The sequence below is a fragment of the Oceanicola sp. 502str15 genome, assembly GCF_024105635.1.
GTDB lineage: Bacteria > Pseudomonadota > Alphaproteobacteria > Rhodobacterales > Rhodobacteraceae > Vannielia.
Map to the genome: position 1 here is coordinate 1,752,357 of NZ_WYDQ01000001.1, position 15,785 is coordinate 1,768,141.

The following is a 15,785-nucleotide window of genomic DNA, read 5'->3' on the forward strand; positions in this document are numbered from 1 at the left end:
TCGGGCGAAACCTGCCCCCCTGCGGAGATCCTGCCATGACCGCCCATCAGCTTTCGCAACTATCCAAGTACGAACCGCCCACCCCGGCCACCGTGCCCCACCTCGGCGTGGAGCCGGTCAGCTACAATTGCCACATGGCGGTGATGCACTGGGCCTTCATGGCCCTGGGCAAGAGCCATGGGCAGGCCAATGCGCGGGTCGCGCAGCTTGCGGTCAACAACTGCGACGCCTGCAACGGCAAGGGCGCGCGCCATGCCACCCTGCCCAACTCGCTCTACGGCACCATGTTCTGCTCTGCCGCCCGCCGCATCCCGGGGCGCGACCAGCTCTTTGCCATGGCCAGCGCCGGCGACGTACTCATCACCGGCGCCCCGAGCTACCCCTCCCATTCCATGGTCGTCCGCCAGAGCAAGAGCAACGACCACGTCACCATCCGTGGCTTCAACAACTTCGGCACCATCGGCACCGGCGAGGTGCTGCAATACGATCCCGTGTCCCACAACATCACCAAGGAAAAGTACTGGCCCGGCGGCAGCTTCGGTAACCACGGCTCGGCGCTCTGGGTCATTTCCCATGCCGCCTATATGGTGAAGGCACAGCACTACATGGCACACAACTCCTAAGCCGCTGGCTTCAGGCGATAATTCGCGTCGATCTGGGGCGCCATCGTGCACCATTTCTCGCCGTTGTAGACCCAATGCGCGGGGCGGGTATCGGCCCGCAGGATCACGCGACCCTCGGTCAGATCGAGTCGGTCGGCGGGCATCATGCTGAGAAACAGGTAGAGGGCTTGGGTGGTCAGACACATGGCGTGGCTCCTTGCGGGCTGCTCGATTGGTCCTCCCATGGGGAAATCCTGCGCTCTTTCTGCGGCGCAGCAAATCGCGCCACGCAGCGGCGCGGCCCGGCGGTCAGGCTGACCGAGATTTCTGATTAAAAGCTGATCAGGGCGCCCGCAAACCGGGCAGTCAGGCGGCGCTGGCGGCCTCCACCTCGGCCACGATGCCATCGACGACCCGGGCCAGAAGCCCCTCGTCCTCGCATTCCGCCATCACCCGGATCAGCGGCTCGGTGCCGCTCTTGCGGATCAGCAAACGCCCCTTGCCGGCCAGCTCGGCCTCCGCCTCGGCCAGCCGGGCCTTCACCTGCGCCGCCTCCAGCGGGGCCTCGCCCGCCGCGTAACGCACATTCTTCAGCATCTGCGGCACCGGCTCGAAAGACCGCGCCAGCGCGCTCGCCTTCTGCCCGGTGCCCACCATCGCCGCCAGAAACTGGATGCCCGCCAGCAGCCCGTCGCCGGTGGTGGCGTAATCGGTCATCACGATATGCCCCGACTGCTCGCCACCAAGGTTGAAGCCCCCGGCCCGCATCCGCTCCACCACGTAGCGGTCGCCCACCCCGGTGCGCTCGAGCCGAAGGCCACGCCCCTCCAGAAAGCGCTCCAGCCCGAGGTTGCTCATCACCGTGGCCACCAGCGCGCCGCCTTTCAGGATGCCAAGGTCGCCCCAACGGGCCGCCAGCAGCGCCATCACCTGGTCGCCATCGGCAATCGCCCCGGTCTCGTCGATGATCATCACCCGGTCGGCATCGCCATCAAGGCAGATCCCCACATCGGCACCATGGGCCACCACCGCCTCGGCGGCCGCCTGCGGCGAGGTCGAGCCGCATTTGTCGTTGATGTTGAAGCCGTTGGGCGACACGCCCAAAGGCACCACCTCGGCGCCCAGCTCCCAGAGCACCTCGGGCGCGGTCTTGTAGGCGGCTCCATTGGCGCAATCCACCACCACCTTCAGCCCGGCCAGCGAGGCCCCGACCGGAAAGCTCGCCTTGGCCCGCTCGACATAGCGAAACCGGCCATCGTCGATCCGCTTGGCCCGCCCGATGTTCTCCGCCGCCGCAGGCTCCACGCCCGAAGCCACCAGCGCCTCGATCTCCTCCTCCGCCTCGTCCGACAGTTTGAAGCCATCGGGCCCGAAGAACTTGATCCCGTTGTCATGGGCCGGGTTGTGGGAGGCCGAAATCATGATGCCCAGATCGGCGCGCATCGAGCTGGTGAGGTAGCCCACCGCCGGTGTCGGCACCGGGCCGAGCAGCAGCACGTTCATCCCCGTGCTCGTCAGCCCCGCCGTCAGCGCGTTCTCGAACATGTAGCCCGAGAGCCGGGTGTCCTTGCCAATCACCACCCGGTGTCCGCTCAACCCGTCGCGGCGAAAGTAGCGGCCCGCTGCCGCGCCCAGCTTCAGCGCCACTTCGGCGGTCATCGGGGCCGAATTGGCCTTGCCGCGCACCCCGTCGGTTCCAAACAGCGTTCTGCCCATTGTGGCCCCCTCACATGCCCCATTGCGCGCTGGCGAGCCTCAGGCCCTGCCGCGTTTCCCGCGCATCATGCACCCGTAATAGCTGCACCCCCTGCCCGGCGGCAAGCACGGCCAGCGCGAGGGAGCCGGGCATGCGTTCTGCCGCCACCTCGGCCCCGCCGATCTTGCCGATGAAGCCCTTGCGCGAGACGCCAAGCAGCACCGGGCAACCGAGGCTGTGAAACAGCGAAAGCCGCCCGAGCAGCGCGAGGTTGTGCTCCATGGTCTTGCCAAAGCCGATGCCGGGGTCGATCACGATCCGCTCGCGCCGGATGCCATAGCGCGTTGCCGCCTCGATCCGCTCGGCCAGATGGTCGTACACATCGAGCAGCACATCGGTGTAGCGCGGATCGTCCTGCATGGTTTCCGGCGCGCCCTGCGCATGCATCAGGCAGATCGCGGCATCTGTCCGCCCCGCCACCTCGGCCATCTTCGGGTCGAACAGCATGGCCGAGACATCGTTGATCATCGCGCCCCCGGCCTTCAGCCCCGCATAGGCCACCGCCGCCTTGCGCGTATCGAGCGAGATCGCCGCGCGAACCCCCGCCGCCCGCAGCCCCTCGACGACCGGCACCACACGGGAAATCTCTTCTGCCACAGGCACTTCCACCGCGCCGGGCCGGGTGCTCTCGCCGCCGATGTCGAGCAGGTCGGCCACGCCGTCCAGCGCCACGCCCTCCGCCACAGCCGCCCCGGCGCCGTCAAACCGCCCGCCGTCCGAGAAGCTGTCGGGTGTGATGTTGAGGATCGCCATGATCCTCGGCGCATCCATCGCCAGCCCTGCCACCGGCGCGCGCGGGGCGGTCAGGGGCGCGAGCTCTTCTGCCGAAAGCTCTGCCACCGGCAGAACCTCGGGGCCCACGCCGCGTCCAAGCACCTCGACCCGGTCAAACCAGCACCAGCCCCCCGCCAGCACCAGCGCGCCCTCGGGGCGGGCCGCGTCGGTCTGCACCAGCGGGCGGATGTATCTCATCTGGCCAGCTCTCCCGCGATCCAGCCCGCCAGCGCCTCCGGGCGCGGCTCGGGCGGTTCGACGGCGGCCAGCACCAGCCGCGAGGGCGCCCAGAAGGCCGGAATGCCCTGCGCCGCGCAAAACCCGATCTCGGTGCGCGAAGAGACCACCCGCGCGCCCTCCACGCCCTCCGCGGCGATCCAGGCCGCCTGCTCCATCGCCAGCAGCATCACCCGCGCCCGCGCCTCGTCGCCCTGCGCCTTGGGCACGTAGCCCGGCGTCACCACATAAAGCACCGGGCCATCGGCTTCCGGCACCCGCGAGCCAAGCACCATCAGGCACACCTCGGGCACGGCTGCGGGCAGCGCCACCGGCTCCACCTCGCCGCGCACCCTGAGCGCCTCGACGCCCAGCACAAACTCGCCCCGTTCCAGCTTGTCGATCCGCACCGCCATGCGCGCCACCCGCGGCTCCGAGAACACCCGCGCCGCGATCCGGTCCACCAGTGTTTCCAGCAGGTCCACCCGGCCCTCGGCCAGCGAGGCATCGACCGCGCCGATCAGCGTGTCGTAGCTCACCACCTTGTCGACATCATCGCCCGCAGGCTCGCCCGTCACCTCGGCATGCACCTCGAAGCACAGCCGCTGCACCACGCCGCGCTCGTCGGCAAAGGCGCCGATCTCGACGTCACGGTAAAGCTCTCTGAGAGCGATCACATCGCGGGGCGCATGATGCGAAAAGGCGAGGCCGGTTTCATCCATGCCTCGCCTCATTCCATGACCTGCGACCAAGTTCAATGGCCGCGCGGCCCGATCAGATGACCCGCACCTGCGTGCCCACCGGCGTCAGCTCGAAGAGCTCCGCGATCAGCTCGTTGTAGGTGCCGATGCAGCCCGAAGACGAGCGGCGCCCGATCTTGCGGGTGTCGTGGGTGCCGTGGATCAGGTAGGCGGGCCAGCCGAGATACATCGCATGGGTGCCCAGCGGGTTGTCGGGGCCCGGCGGCATGTAGTGCAGCGAGGGGTCGCGCTTCATCATCGAGGGGGTCGGCGTCCAGTCCGGGCCGACCTTCTTGCGCACCACTTCGGTATAGCCGGTGCGCTTGAGGTCGTCGGTCAGCGGCACCGAGGTCGGGTAGACCTTGTAGACAGAGCCATCGCCCGACCAGAAGTGCAGCGCGCGGCTGATGGTGTCGCAGACGATCGAGGCCTTGCCCAGATCGCTGAAGTGGTCGCGCCAGTTCTGCGAGGAGAAGCTGGAGGCGTTGCGGCGCACCTGCTCCTGGCGGCTCACCGAGGTCGGGTCAATCTCTTCGGCCCAGCTCACGGCGGGGGCGGCGGCCAGTGCGGCGGTGCCGGCAAGTAGGCGTCGTCTGGAAATCATCTGAATTCTGCCTCTGTCACGGATCAGCAATTGCCCCTGCACCTGCCATGTCGGCGCAGGGTCTTCTACTCAAATGTTAGTGAAAGCGGCGGCCCTGCGCCACGTTTGCAACGCCGCCGCACCCGTGGCACGGCAGCGCAGGGGCTCACGAGCGCGGGTTGCGGTAGAACCGGTGCACGCCGATCTGGGCGGTGCGGGTAAAGCGGCGCGACCAGCTCGGGCGCACGGCGGTGGTGTGGTAGTAGGTCGCCCCGCCGGTGAGCGTGCGCGGCGCGCCGTTCAGCATCAGCCAGGCGATCTTGGCCACCCGCTCATAGGCGCCGCGCTCGCGGATCGCATCGGAGTAGCCATCGCAGGTGTAGGTGAACTGGCACTGGTAGCGCTTGCCGGTGCCCTGGTGGATCACCCCGCAAACCGTGCTCGGAAACGCCTTGGAGGACGCCCGGTTCAGGATCACCTCGGCCACGGCAAACTGCCCCTTCACGGTCTCGCCGCGGGCCTCGTGGTAGAGCGCCTCGGCCAGGCAGGCCCATTCGGCCCCGCCATTGGCCACCCGCGGCTGCTGGTCGATCCAGCCCGCGCTGTAGCTCACCTTGCGGCTGCCGGGCGTGCCGAACGTGCTGCGCGGTGCCGTTGCCAGCCGCTTGATCCGCTTGCCACCCACCGCCTCGAACGCCTTGCGCTCCTGTCCGAGCAGCGCATCGAGCTGCCGGTCGAGCGCCGGGTCGGCGGCGGGCGTGTTCTCGATCACCGCCGTCGGAGCGGTGGAGGTCGACATCACGGTTTCAGCGTGGGCGGGGGCGAACGCGGCGGTCATGCCAACAACGGACATGACCAGCGCAGGCAGGTTCCGGCGCAGTTTCAGCATTGTCTTCTCGTAATCGCAGCACGTCCCAGGCTCGTGCCAAGCCGAGGCGGCGATTAGCGGATGACGTGGGGGCCTGTCCACCCCCGGTCCACCAACCGCGACCAATAGGCGCTTCATGGCGCAGATTGTTTCCAACCCGTGGCCAATCAGCCCTGAAAATCACGAAAATGCCCTAGCGCCGACCTTTCTCGGCCTCGCCCATTTCGTCGCGAATCGCCAGGTGCGCGGCGGCCAGCCGGGCCACGGGCACGCGGAAGGGCGAGCAGGAAACGTAGTCAAACCCCGCTTCGCGGCAAAAGGCAATGGTGTCGGGATCGCCGCCATGTTCGCCGCAGACCGACAGGGTCACACCCGGCCGCGCCGCCCGTGCCCGCTCGGCGCCCAGCATCAGAAGCTCGCCCACACCCTCCTGGTCGAGCGTGTGGAACGGGTCTTCCGGAAACACCTGCTGCTGCACATAGGCCCCCATGAACTTGCCCGCATCGTCGCGGCTGAGGCCATAGGTCATCTGCGTAAGGTCGTTGGTGCCGAAGCTCAGAAAGGTCGCGTGGTTGGCAATGTCGCCCGCCCTGAGCGCGGCACGCGGGGTCTCCACCATCACGCCGAGGCGGTAATCAAAGCTCGCGCCGGTCTCGTTGCGCACGGCGGCGGCCACCCCGTCGATCCGGGTCTTCAGCAGCTCCACCTCGCGGCGCGCCGACACCAGCGGGAGCATGATCTCGGGCACCACATGGGCGCCCTTGCGCCCGGCCGCCACCACCGCCTCGAAGATCGCGCGGGCCTGCATGTCGTAGATTTCGGGCACGGTCACGCCAAGGCGCACCCCGCGCATCCCCAGCATCGGGTTGAACTCGGCCATCGCCTCGATCCGCTGGATCACGTCGCTCACCGGCAGCCCCAGCGCCTCGGCCAGCGCCCGCGCACCCTCGCGGTCGGAGGGCAGAAACTCGTGCAGCGGCGGGTCGAACAGCCGGATGCACACCGGCTGCCCCACCATGATGCCGAAGAGCTGGGTGAAATCCTCGCGCTGCATCGGCAGAAGCTGGTCGAGCGCGGCCCGCCGGTCGCCCTCGGAGTTGGCAAAGATCATCTCGCGCATGACCATCATGCGCCCTTCTTCGAAGAACATGTGCTCGGTCCGGCACAGGCCAATGCCCTCGGCCTTGAACATCCGCGCCGTCTGCGCGTCCGCCGGGGTGTCGGCATTGGCCCGCACACCGATGTCGCGGGCCGCATCGGCCCAGTCCAGCAGCGACTGAAAGCTGTCGTCCAGCGCCGGCTCCAGCATCTCGACCTCGCCCAGCAGCACCTCGCCGGTGCTGCCGTCGATGGTCACAAGCTCGCCCTCCTTCAGCATCCGGCCATCGACCGTGCGCAGGGTTTTCTTGGAAGTCGAAATCCGGATGCCGCTGGCGCCCACGATGCAGGGCAGCCCGAGGCCGCGCGCGATCACCGCCGCGTGGGAGGTCATGCCGCCGCGCTCGGTCAGGATGCCGTTGGCCACATGCATCCCGCGAATGTCTTCGGGCGTGGTCTCGCGGCGCACCAGCACGCAGGGCTCGCCCTTGGCCGCATGGGCCTGCGCCGCCTGCGCCGAGAACACGAGCTTGCCGATCGCGCCACCGGGGCTGGCGGCAATGCCGCGCACCACCGCATCGCGCTTCGCCTTCGGGTCCACCTGCGGGTGCAACAGCTCGGGCAGCGCCCGCGGCTCCACCCGCATCACCGCTTCCTCGCGGCTGATGATCCCCTCTTCCGCCAGCGACACCGCAATCTTCAGCGCGGCGCGGGGGCTGCGGCTGACGCGCACGGCGTCGAGCACCCTCAGCTTGCCGCGCTCCAACGTGAACTCAATCTCCATCTCCTCGCGCAGCCTTGCGCGGCAGATCTCGGCCATTTCGGTCAGCCGGTCGAAGATTTCGGGCTGCTCGCCTTCCAGCGAGGGGCCGCGCGGGTCTTCCAGCAGGTAGAGCGCGCCGCCATTGGCCTCCAGCGCGTCGCGCAGGAAGCTCTGGCGCAGGTAGCGCCCCGAAACCCGCCGTTGCCCGGTGACCTGATCGACAAAGCGGATCACCCCCGAGCCGCTCTCGCCAGGGCCGACCCCCAGCGCCATCTCCTGCACCACAAGGCCCAGCCCGGCATCCTGCGGCGCACCCCGCGCCTGCCGCAGCAGCCGCGCCGTGGTGCCCTCCCAGGCCCGCGCCATCGAGCGGAGCACTTCCAGAAGCTGCACCTCCGCATCCTGCGGAAACGGCTCGTCGGCCTCTTCCTCGTAGATCGCCAGCGCCATCTTCAGCCGCTCGGTCGGGTCTGCATCGGACAGGTCGAAGGCATCGGCGTCAAGGCGCGCCACATGCACCGCATAGCTCTGGATGAACCGCAGGTAGAGCACCGAGGCCGCGCTTTCGCCGTGGGTCTGGCTCAGTTCGAGGTGGCGCAGGTCGTTCATCCCGATGTTCAGGATCGCCCCCGGCCCGCCCCAGTCCGGGTCCTGGCTCGACGGGCGCACGCAAAGCAGCGACCGGTCCCGGAACACGCCCCGAAGCTGCGACACGTCAAACCCCTGCCCCGCCGCAAGCGCATGAACCGCCTGAAACGAAAGTGCCACCGTGTTGGGCACGGGCAGCCCCAGCCGGATCAGCCTTTGCAGGCACTTCGCCCGCCCCCCATGGGTGGAGGCCGCCATCGTGGCGGTGGCAGTGATCTCGGTGAAACCGGCGATTTGGGTCGATTTCTGCAACGCAGCAATCCTTTCTGTGGTGCAGAATAACCCGCAATGCGAGTCGAGCAAAGGAAAGGTTAAGCTGGGGTTAACAGTGCCGCCATTGCGACGAAGGTTCTACCCTTCCAGCCGCGACATATCCGCCACCTTGCCACAGGTCTCGCGGATGCGATGCAGCAGGTTCAGCCGGTTGCGCCGCAATATCTCGTTCTCCGCATTCACCTGCACCCCGTCGAAAAAGCCGTCGATCGGCGCGCGCAGCGCCGCCATCCGGGCCATGGCCGCGGCAAAGTCCTCCGCCTCCAGCGCCGAGGCAATCGCCGGTTCCGCCGCATCCAGCGCCTCAAACAGCGCCTTCTCCTCCGCCGCTTCCGCCAGCTTGATGTCGGGCCCGAACGAATATTCCACCCCATCCGCCGCTTCCGCCTGGGTCAGAATGTTGTTGGCCCGCTTGAACCCCTGCACGAGGTTCTCGCCGTCGTCGGTCGACAGAAAGGCCTGCACCGCCTCCGCCCGCTTCACCAGCAGGGTCAGGTCGTCCTTGCCGGGCATGGCAAGGCAGGCGTCGATCACGTCATGCCGAATGCCCTGATCGCGCAGGTGCACCTTGAGGCGGTCGTGGAGGAAGGCGAGGAGGTCGTCGGAGGTGTCGGGGCTATGGGCCGTCACCTTCTCGATCCACGCCGGCGCATCGCCTTCGATCCCGTCGATCACGGCGCGCGCAGCCGCGCCGAACACGCCATGCTGCGCGATCTCCGCCAGCAGGGCGTCACGCAGGGCAGCGGCCTTGGTGTCGTCGGGCGCAATCTGGTGGCGCAGAAGCTGCGCGTCGATCAGCCGGTCGAGATGCAGCCTGAGCCCATTCCCCAGCACCAACCGGATCACCCCAAGCGCCGCCCGCCGCAGCGCAAACGGGTCCTTGCTCCCGGTCGGCTTCTCGTCAATCGCCCAGAACCCCGTCAGCGTATCCAGCTTGTCCGCCAGCGCCACGGCAACGGAAACCGGCGCACTCGGCACATCATCCGACGGCCCGAGCGGCGAGTAGTGCTCCTGACAGGCCGCCGCCACCTCGGCGGGCAGACCTGAAGCATCACTGTAATATCGCCCCATAAGCCCTTGAAGTTCCGGGAATTCAAAGACCATCTCCGAGCTGAGATCAGCCTTGGCAACCTTCGCCGCCTGACCCGCCAGCGCAGGCTCGGCCCCCACCATCGGCGCAAGGCTCTCCGCCAGCGCGGCGATCCGGGCGATCCGGTCGGCCTGGCTGCCGAGCTTGTTGTGGAAGGTCACGTTCTCCAGCCGCGCGGTCCAGGCCTCCATGCCCTCGGACTTCGCCAGCCGGAGGTCGTTCTCCCAGAAGAACTTGGCATCCGACAGCCGCGCCGCCAGCACCTTCTGGTTGCCCGCCAGAATGGTCGCGCCGTTGTCGCGCGTCTCCATGTTGGCGACCGTGACAAAGCTCACGATCTGGCCCTGCCCGTTCTTCACCGAAAAGAACTTCTGATGCTCCTTCATCGAGGTCTGCAACACCTCCGGCGGCAGGGCGCGAAACTGCTCTTCGATCTCGCCCAGCAGCACCACCGGCCATTCCACCAGCCCCGACACCTCGGCCAGAAGCCCCTTGTCCTCGACCACCTCCAGCCCCTTGGCAAAGGCCAGCTGGGCGGCGTCATGGGCAATGGTCTCGGCCCGCTCCTCGGCGCTCAGAACCACCTTGGCGCGCTTGAGCTTCGTCTCGTAATCCTCGAAATTCGCAACCGAAAACGCGCCCGACGACAAAAAGCGATGGCCCCGGGTCACATCGCCCGAGGCGATCCCGTCAATCTCCAGCGGCACCACCTCGGCGCCGCTCTCATCGCTCAGGATGCACAGGATCGAATGCAGCGGCCGCACCCAGCGCAGGCTGCCCGCGCCCCAGCGCATCGACTTCGGCCAGGGGAAGCCGCGCACCGCCGCCTCCAGCACCTCGGCCACGATCTCCGGCGCCGCGCGGCCCGGCTTCTCGATCACCGCAAAGAACACCGCGCCCTTGGGCGTGTCGCGCTCCTCCAGCGCCTCGCGGGCCACGCCCGCGCCGCGCAGGAAGCCCTCGATGGCCTTTTCCGGCGCATCCACCCGCGGCCCCTTGCGCTCCTCGCGCACCGCCGGGCTCTTGTCGGGCAGCCCGTCGACCGCCAGCGCCAGCCGGCGCGGCGTCGAGAACGCCCGCGCTCCGGCATAGGTCAGCCCGGCCTCCACCAGCCCGTCGGTCACCAGCTTCTTGAGGTCTTCCGCCGCCTTGCGCTGCATCCGCGCCGGGATTTCCTCGCTGAAAAGTTCGATCAGAAGATCAGCCATTGCTCTCGCTTTCCTGTGGCGTTTCCGCCTTGTATCCCTCGGGGTCGGGGCAGCCCTGCGGCGGCGGGTTGCCGTCAAAAACCTCTTCGCCGCAATGGTTTATCTGGTGCCAGACAAAGCCGCGCCCATCGTCCATGATCGCCACCACCCGGTCGATCCCGTAGTAGATGTTCTGCTCCCCGGTAAAGGCGATCGCCCGCCCCTCCTCAAGCGCCACGCCCACCTCCTCGGCGTCGTAGCAGTCAAACCACCCCGGCCCGGTCAGCGGCACCGCCTCGAGGTAGGGGGTGTAGGTCTCGCTCAGCATCGCCTGGCTCATCGGCGTGGTGAAGCAGGCCCGATAGCGGATCGGGCTGGAGTCCGCGTCGATGGCCTGGAAGTCATCGGCAATGATCGCCTCGGGCAACCCGCTGGCCAGCGAGGTCAGCTCCACCGGCGTCTCGCCCGCCGCCAGCTCGACCCGGTCGTAAAATCCATAGACCTGCAGATACCAGATCGCCGCCCCAACCAAAGCCGCTGCGCCCACGATCACCCCTCCTACGATCTTGCCGTTCATTTGGCGGCGTCCGAAACCCAGCCCCCGGCCTCGGTCGTCACGAAGGCATCGGCACAGGCCTTCGCCAGCGCCCGCACCCGCCCGATGTAGGCCTGCCGCTCGGTCACCGAGATCACCCCGCGCGCGTCCAGCAGGTTGAACAGGTGGCTCGCCTTGATGCACTGGTCATAGGCCGGGTGCGCCATCACGGTCCGGCGGCCGGTCTTAGGGTCTTCGGCCGGGGCGGCGAGGATACGCTCGCACTCGGCTTCGGCATCCTTGAAGTGCTGCAGCAGCGTCTCGGTATCGGCCACGTCGAAGTTCCAGCGCGAATATTCGCCCTCGGTCTGGCGGAACACGTCGCCATAGGTCAGCGGAATGGGCGTCTGCGGGTCGTTGTAGGGCATGTCCATCACGTGGTTCACGCCCAGCACATACATCGCCAGTCGCTCCAGCCCATAGGTCAGCTCGCCGCTGACCGGCGCGCAATCATGCCCGCCGACCTGCTGGAAATAGGTGAACTGGCTCACCTCCATCCCGTCGCACCACACCTCCCAGCCAAGCCCCCAGGCACCCAGCGTCGGGCTCTCCCAGTCGTCCTCGACAAAGCGGATGTCGTGCAGCGAGGCGTCAATCCCGATCGCCGCGAGCGAGCCGAGATAGAGCTCCTGAAGGTCCGGCGGCGAGGGCTTTATCAGCACCTGGTATTGGTAATAATGCTGCAACCGGTTGGGGTTGTCGCCATAGCGCCCGTCGGTGGGCCGCCGCGAGGGCTGCACATAGGCCGCCGCCCAGGGCTTGCTGCCCAGCGCCCGCAAGGTGGTGGCAGGATGGAACGTCCCCGCGCCAACCTCCATGTCATAGGGCTGCAACACCGCGCAGCCCTTGCCGCCCCAATAGGCCTGGAGCCGCAGGATGATCTCCTGGAACGAACGCGGTTTCTCGGGGCTGGTCTGCTCGGCCATGGCGCAGGTGATCCTTGGGTTTCGGCGTGCCCGGCCTCAATAGAGCCGGGGCGCCAGACGGTCAAACCGTTTGCCCCCGCCCGGACGCGCCGCACCGCCTGTGTCCCGCGGGCGACTCCCCCGCCCGGCAGGCCCAACACACGCATATTTGGGGTGCACCCGCCGTATGGGCTGGTAGATTGCCCCGAATTCGAGCAGGGGCGGCATTTGAGGGCCCCGGCCAGACAATGACACGACATGGGACACCACGGGTAATGGCGATTGTGACGAAGCGGATTTTTGCGGCGATCTGGATGATGTTTGCGGTGATTGCGGCAGGTGGCGGGGCCTCGGCCCAGAGCACTGTCTTTCTCCAGATCGAGGCCCAGCCCACCCTCGCCGAGGCCGAGGCACGGGCGCGCGCCTATTCCGCAGCCTTCCCCAACACGGTCGGCTTCCGGATGCGCTCGGGCTGGTATGCCATCGCGCTCGGCCCCTACGCCCCGCTCGACGCCAACCGCGAGCTGGCCGCGCTGAAGCGCGAGCGCCTCGTGCCCGCCGACAGCTTCATCGCCTTTCCCCAGCAGTTCCGCCAGCAGTTCTGGCCGGTCGGCGCCGACACGCTGAACGCCCCCGCCCCAGAAACGACCTCCGAAGCCGAGCCCGAGCCTCAAGCCGAGCCCACCAGCCCCGAGGCCGAGCCCGACGCCGTCGTCGTGGCCGAACCCGAGCCGGTGCAGCCCGCCATCCCCGAGGAAACTCCGGCCGAGGCCCGCCGCTCCGAGGCCCAGCTCAGCCGCGACGAACGCGCCGCGCTGCAGGAGGCGCTCAAGTGGGAGGGCTTCTACGACGGCGCCATCGACGCCTCCTTCGGCCGCGGCACCCGTGGCTCCATGGCCGACTACCAGGCCTCGCGCGGCTACGAGCCCACCGGCATCCTCACCACCGCCCAGCGCAACGAGCTGATGGAAGGCTACCGCGCCGAATTCGCCGCCCTCGGCCTCGCCCAGCTCACCGACGAGCGCGCCGGCATCGACCTGATCGCCCCCATGGGCCTCGTGCAGTTCGACCACATCGAACCGCCCTTCGTCCATTACACGCCCAGCAACGACCGTGGCGTGCGCCTGCTGCTGATCTCCCAATCCGGCGACCAGCGCACGCTCTACGGCCTCTACGACATCCTCCAGACCCTCACCATCGTGCCCGAAGAGGGCGAGCGCAGCCGCTCCGAGCGCAGCTTCGAGCTGACCGGGCAAAGCGCCGAGCTGCACAGCTACACCTACGCCCGCCTCGATGGCGGCGCGGTGAAGGGCTTCACCCTCGTCTGGAAGCCCGGCGACGCCAAGATCATGGCTGCCGTGGTCAAGCAGATGCGCGAGAGCTTCACCCCCACCGCCGCCATCCTCTCCGACACCGCCGGTGCCAGCGGCGAGGAGCAGCGGGTCGATCTCATGGCCGGGCTCGAAATCCGCACCCCCGAGGTCTCGCGCTCGGGCTTCTACATCGACGAGGCCGGCGCCGTGCTGACCACGACCGAGGTGCTCGGCCAATGCGGCCGCGTCACCATCGACGACACCTACGAGGCCGATATCGCCGCGCGCAACGACACCCTCGGCCTCGCCCTGCTGAAGCCGCGCCAGCCGCTGGTGCCGCTGGGCCACGCCCGCTTCGCCTCCACCACGCCCCGCCTCAAGTCCGAGGTCGCGGTGGCCGGCTACAGCTACGAGGATGTCCTCAGCCTGCCCACCGTCACCTTCGGCACCCTCGCCGACCTGCGCGGGCTGAACGGCGAAAGCGACATGCAGCGCCTCGATCTCGCGACCCTGCCCGGCGATGCCGGCGGCCCGGTCATCGACCAGTCCGGCGCGGTCATGGGAATGCTCCTCGCCCGTGGCGAGGACGGCAGCCGCCAGCTTCCCGAAAACGTGCAATTCGCCGCCTCCGTGCCCGCAATCGCCGAGTTCCTCTCCACCGCCGGCCTGTCGCCCGCCGCCTCCGAAGGCGGCACCGCGCTGGCCCCGGAAGACATCACTACGCTGGCCGAGGGCATGACGGTTCTGGTGAGCTGCTGGGAATGAAGTGGGGTAGCACCCACCCTACAGCCCGCACCGACCGGCGCGACAGACTGTAGGGTGGGTGAAACCCACCACCCACGGGCCAAACCTCAGGCCCGCCAGAAATTCACCGTGAACAGCGCATAGACCGCCAGCACCTCGAGCCGCCCCACCAGCATCCCGCCGGCCAGCAGCCATTTCGCCGTGTCGTTCAGCGTGCTGAAATTCCCCGCCGGCCCGATGATGTCCCCCAGACCGGGGCCGATATTGGCAATCGCCGTCGCCGCGCCCGACACCGAGGTTGTGAAATCCAGCCCGGTAAAGCTCAGCAGCACCGACAGCGCCCCCAGCGACACCGTGAACAGCACGAAGAAGCTCATCACCGACGACAACACATCCTCGCCGATCGGCCGCCCGTCATAGCGCGGCGTGAAGACCCCCGAGGGCGAGTGGATCGTGCGGATCTGGCTCTTGATCGAGGCGAACAGCAGCTGGTAGCGGAAGATCTTCACCGAGCAGGCGGTCGAGCCGGCGCAGCCCCCGATCAGCCCGATGAAGAAGAACATGATCACCAGAAACCCGCCCCACTGCATGTAATCCACAGAGGCATAGCCGGTGCCCGACATGATCGAGGTGATGTTGAACAGCCCCTCCCGCATCGCCTGCTCCCAGTGATGCGGAAAGATCGAGGTCAGGATCAGCGTGGTGACCAGCACGAGGATCGCGATGATCGCCAGAAACACCCGCACCTGGCTGTCGCGCCAGAGCGGCGTCGCATTGCCGTTGACCAGCTGCACGTAGCGCACAAAGGGCAGCGCCGCGAGGATCATGAAAACCGAGGCCGCGTATTCCGGCGCGCCCTGGAAGGTGCCGAAACTCGCGTCGTAGTTCGAAAATCCCCCGGTGCTCACCGTCGTGAGCGCATGCACCAGCGCATCGAACCCGTTCATCCCGAGAAACAGGTAGGTCAGCATGCAGGACACCGTGATGACGATGTAGATCACCGAGATCTGCGCCGCGATCTGCGTCGCCCGCGGCAGGATCTTTCCCATGGTCTCAAAGGCTTCCGACCGGAAGATCTGCATGCCCCCCACCTTCAGCTCGGGCAGGAACACCATGGCGACAACGATGATGCCGATGCCGCCGAGCCATTGCAGGATGCCCCGCCAGAGCAGGATGCCATGGGGCAGGTCGTCAAGCCCGGTAAACACGGTGGAGCCGGTCGTCGTCAGCCCCGACATCGCCTCGAAGAAGGCATCCACCACCCGCGCATCCGTCGCCCCGAAGATGAAGGGGATCGACCCGAACAGCGGCAGCGCCACCCAGACCAGCGTGGTCAGCAGAAAGGTCTGGCGCAGCGTCAGCCCCTCGCTCACCCCGTTGGCGCAGGCCAGCGCAATGAGCCCGCCACAAAGCATGGTGATGATCCCGCTCTCCAGGAACACCGGCCAATGGCTGTTGCCCTCATAGAGGTCGACCGCCATGGGCAGCAGCATCATGACCCCGAGAAAAGCGGTAAGAAGGCCGATGACATAACCGACCGGGCGAACGTCGAACATGGGGCAGAGCGTTGGCGTGGCCCGGCGAAAGTGTCAAGCCACGCCGATCAGGGCGCCCCGCATGAAGCCGGACC

At 67.7% G+C, this 15,785-nt stretch carries 13 protein-coding genes; 2 read left to right on the top strand and 11 right to left on the bottom strand.

Annotation, left to right across the window (positions count from 1 at the left end):
* The first annotated feature begins 35 nt into the window (after positions 1-35).
* Complete coding sequence (locus GTH22_RS08410; protein WP_252944707.1) at positions 36-623, top strand: hypothetical protein; 588 nt, start codon at positions 36-38, stop codon at positions 621-623.
* Here GTH22_RS08410 and GTH22_RS08415 read toward each other — a convergent pair.
* The 10 genes from GTH22_RS08415 to GTH22_RS08460 form a co-directional block, all read right to left on the bottom strand.
* A complete protein-coding gene (locus tag GTH22_RS08415) occupies positions 620-808 on the bottom strand; it encodes a hypothetical protein (RefSeq protein ID WP_252944709.1) in 189 nt (62 codons plus the stop codon). The genes GTH22_RS08410 and GTH22_RS08415 overlap by 4 nt on opposite strands.
* A 160-nt stretch (positions 809-968) precedes the next feature.
* Positions 969-2,318 (bottom strand): phosphoglucosamine mutase, encoded by a 1,350-nt coding sequence (gene glmM / locus GTH22_RS08420; protein WP_252944710.1) that lies wholly within the window; start codon positions 2,316-2,318, stop codon positions 969-971.
* A gap of 10 nt (positions 2,319-2,328) precedes the next feature.
* On the bottom strand, positions 2,329-3,330 hold the full coding sequence (gene folP, locus GTH22_RS08425) for a dihydropteroate synthase (RefSeq protein ID WP_252944712.1): 1,002 nt from the start codon (positions 3,328-3,330) through the stop codon (positions 2,329-2,331).
* Positions 3,327-4,070, bottom strand: coding sequence for a dihydroneopterin aldolase (locus GTH22_RS08430; protein WP_252944715.1), 744 nt, complete (start codon positions 4,068-4,070; stop codon positions 3,327-3,329). Before GTH22_RS08430 ends, folP begins: the two co-directional genes overlap by 4 nt.
* A 52-nt stretch (positions 4,071-4,122) precedes the next feature.
* Positions 4,123-4,692, bottom strand: coding sequence for a L,D-transpeptidase (locus GTH22_RS08435; RefSeq protein WP_252944717.1), 570 nt, complete (start codon positions 4,690-4,692; stop codon positions 4,123-4,125).
* Positions 4,693-4,837: 145 nt separating this feature from the next.
* The gene (locus tag GTH22_RS08440) at positions 4,838-5,560 is read right to left on the bottom strand and encodes a cell wall hydrolase (protein WP_252944719.1); all 723 of its coding nucleotides are present in this window, start codon (positions 5,558-5,560) and stop codon (positions 4,838-4,840) included.
* Positions 5,561-5,732: 172 nt separating this feature from the next.
* A complete protein-coding gene (locus tag GTH22_RS08445; RefSeq protein ID WP_252947608.1) occupies positions 5,733-8,246 on the bottom strand; it encodes a putative PEP-binding protein in 2,514 nt (837 codons plus the stop codon).
* Positions 8,247-8,399: 153 nt separating this feature from the next.
* A complete protein-coding gene (gene glyS, locus GTH22_RS08450) occupies positions 8,400-10,619 on the bottom strand; it encodes a glycine--tRNA ligase subunit beta (RefSeq protein ID WP_252944721.1) in 2,220 nt (739 codons plus the stop codon).
* Complete coding sequence (locus tag GTH22_RS08455) at positions 10,612-11,175, bottom strand: DUF6446 family protein (RefSeq protein WP_252944723.1); 564 nt, start codon at positions 11,173-11,175, stop codon at positions 10,612-10,614. The genes glyS and GTH22_RS08455 overlap by 8 nt, the downstream gene beginning before the upstream one ends.
* Positions 11,172-12,119 (bottom strand): glycine--tRNA ligase subunit alpha, encoded by a 948-nt coding sequence (locus GTH22_RS08460; protein ID WP_252944725.1) that lies wholly within the window; start codon positions 12,117-12,119, stop codon positions 11,172-11,174. Before GTH22_RS08460 ends, GTH22_RS08455 begins: the two co-directional genes overlap by 4 nt.
* Positions 12,120-12,373: 254 nt before the next feature.
* Here GTH22_RS08460 and GTH22_RS08465 point away from each other — a divergent pair, with 254 nt between their 5' ends.
* Positions 12,374-14,176, top strand: coding sequence for a trypsin-like peptidase domain-containing protein (locus tag GTH22_RS08465; RefSeq protein WP_371928329.1), 1,803 nt, complete (start codon positions 12,374-12,376; stop codon positions 14,174-14,176).
* An 86-nt stretch (positions 14,177-14,262) separates the two neighbouring features.
* On the opposite strand, the gene GTH22_RS08470 is transcribed toward GTH22_RS08465, so the two are convergent.
* Complete coding sequence (locus GTH22_RS08470; protein WP_252944729.1) at positions 14,263-15,711, bottom strand: TrkH family potassium uptake protein; 1,449 nt, start codon at positions 15,709-15,711, stop codon at positions 14,263-14,265.
* Between the last annotated feature and the right edge of the window lie 74 nt (positions 15,712-15,785).

Excerpts from the sequence above, each read along its gene's own strand:
- GTH22_RS08465 (WP_371928329.1), top strand. The coding sequence starts at position 12,374 with ATGGCGATTGTGACGAAGCGGATTTTTGCGGCGATCTGGATGATGTTT.
- GTH22_RS08435 (WP_252944717.1), bottom strand. The coding sequence starts at position 4,692 with ATGATTTCCAGACGACGCCTACTTGCCGGCACCGCCGCACTGGCCGCC.
- glyS (WP_252944721.1), bottom strand. The coding sequence starts at position 10,619 with ATGGCTGATCTTCTGATCGAACTTTTCAGCGAGGAAATCCCGGCGCGG.
- GTH22_RS08440 (WP_252944719.1), bottom strand. The coding sequence starts at position 5,560 with ATGCTGAAACTGCGCCGGAACCTGCCTGCGCTGGTCATGTCCGTTGTT.
- GTH22_RS08415 (WP_252944709.1), bottom strand. The coding sequence starts at position 808 with ATGTGTCTGACCACCCAAGCCCTCTACCTGTTTCTCAGCATGATGCCC.
- GTH22_RS08430 (WP_252944715.1), bottom strand. The coding sequence starts at position 4,070 with ATGGATGAAACCGGCCTCGCCTTTTCGCATCATGCGCCCCGCGATGTG.
- GTH22_RS08460 (WP_252944725.1), bottom strand. The coding sequence starts at position 12,119 with ATGGCCGAGCAGACCAGCCCCGAGAAACCGCGTTCGTTCCAGGAGATC.
- glmM (WP_252944710.1), bottom strand. The coding sequence starts at position 2,318 with ATGGGCAGAACGCTGTTTGGAACCGACGGGGTGCGCGGCAAGGCCAAT.
- GTH22_RS08445 (WP_252947608.1), bottom strand. The coding sequence starts at position 8,246 with ATGGCGGCCTCCACCCATGGGGGGCGGGCGAAGTGCCTGCAAAGGCTG.
- GTH22_RS08455 (WP_252944723.1), bottom strand. The coding sequence starts at position 11,175 with ATGAACGGCAAGATCGTAGGAGGGGTGATCGTGGGCGCAGCGGCTTTG.
- folP (WP_252944712.1), bottom strand. The coding sequence starts at position 3,330 with ATGAGATACATCCGCCCGCTGGTGCAGACCGACGCGGCCCGCCCCGAG.
- GTH22_RS08410 (WP_252944707.1), top strand. The coding sequence starts at position 36 with ATGACCGCCCATCAGCTTTCGCAACTATCCAAGTACGAACCGCCCACC.
- GTH22_RS08470 (WP_252944729.1), bottom strand. The coding sequence starts at position 15,711 with ATGTTCGACGTTCGCCCGGTCGGTTATGTCATCGGCCTTCTTACCGCT.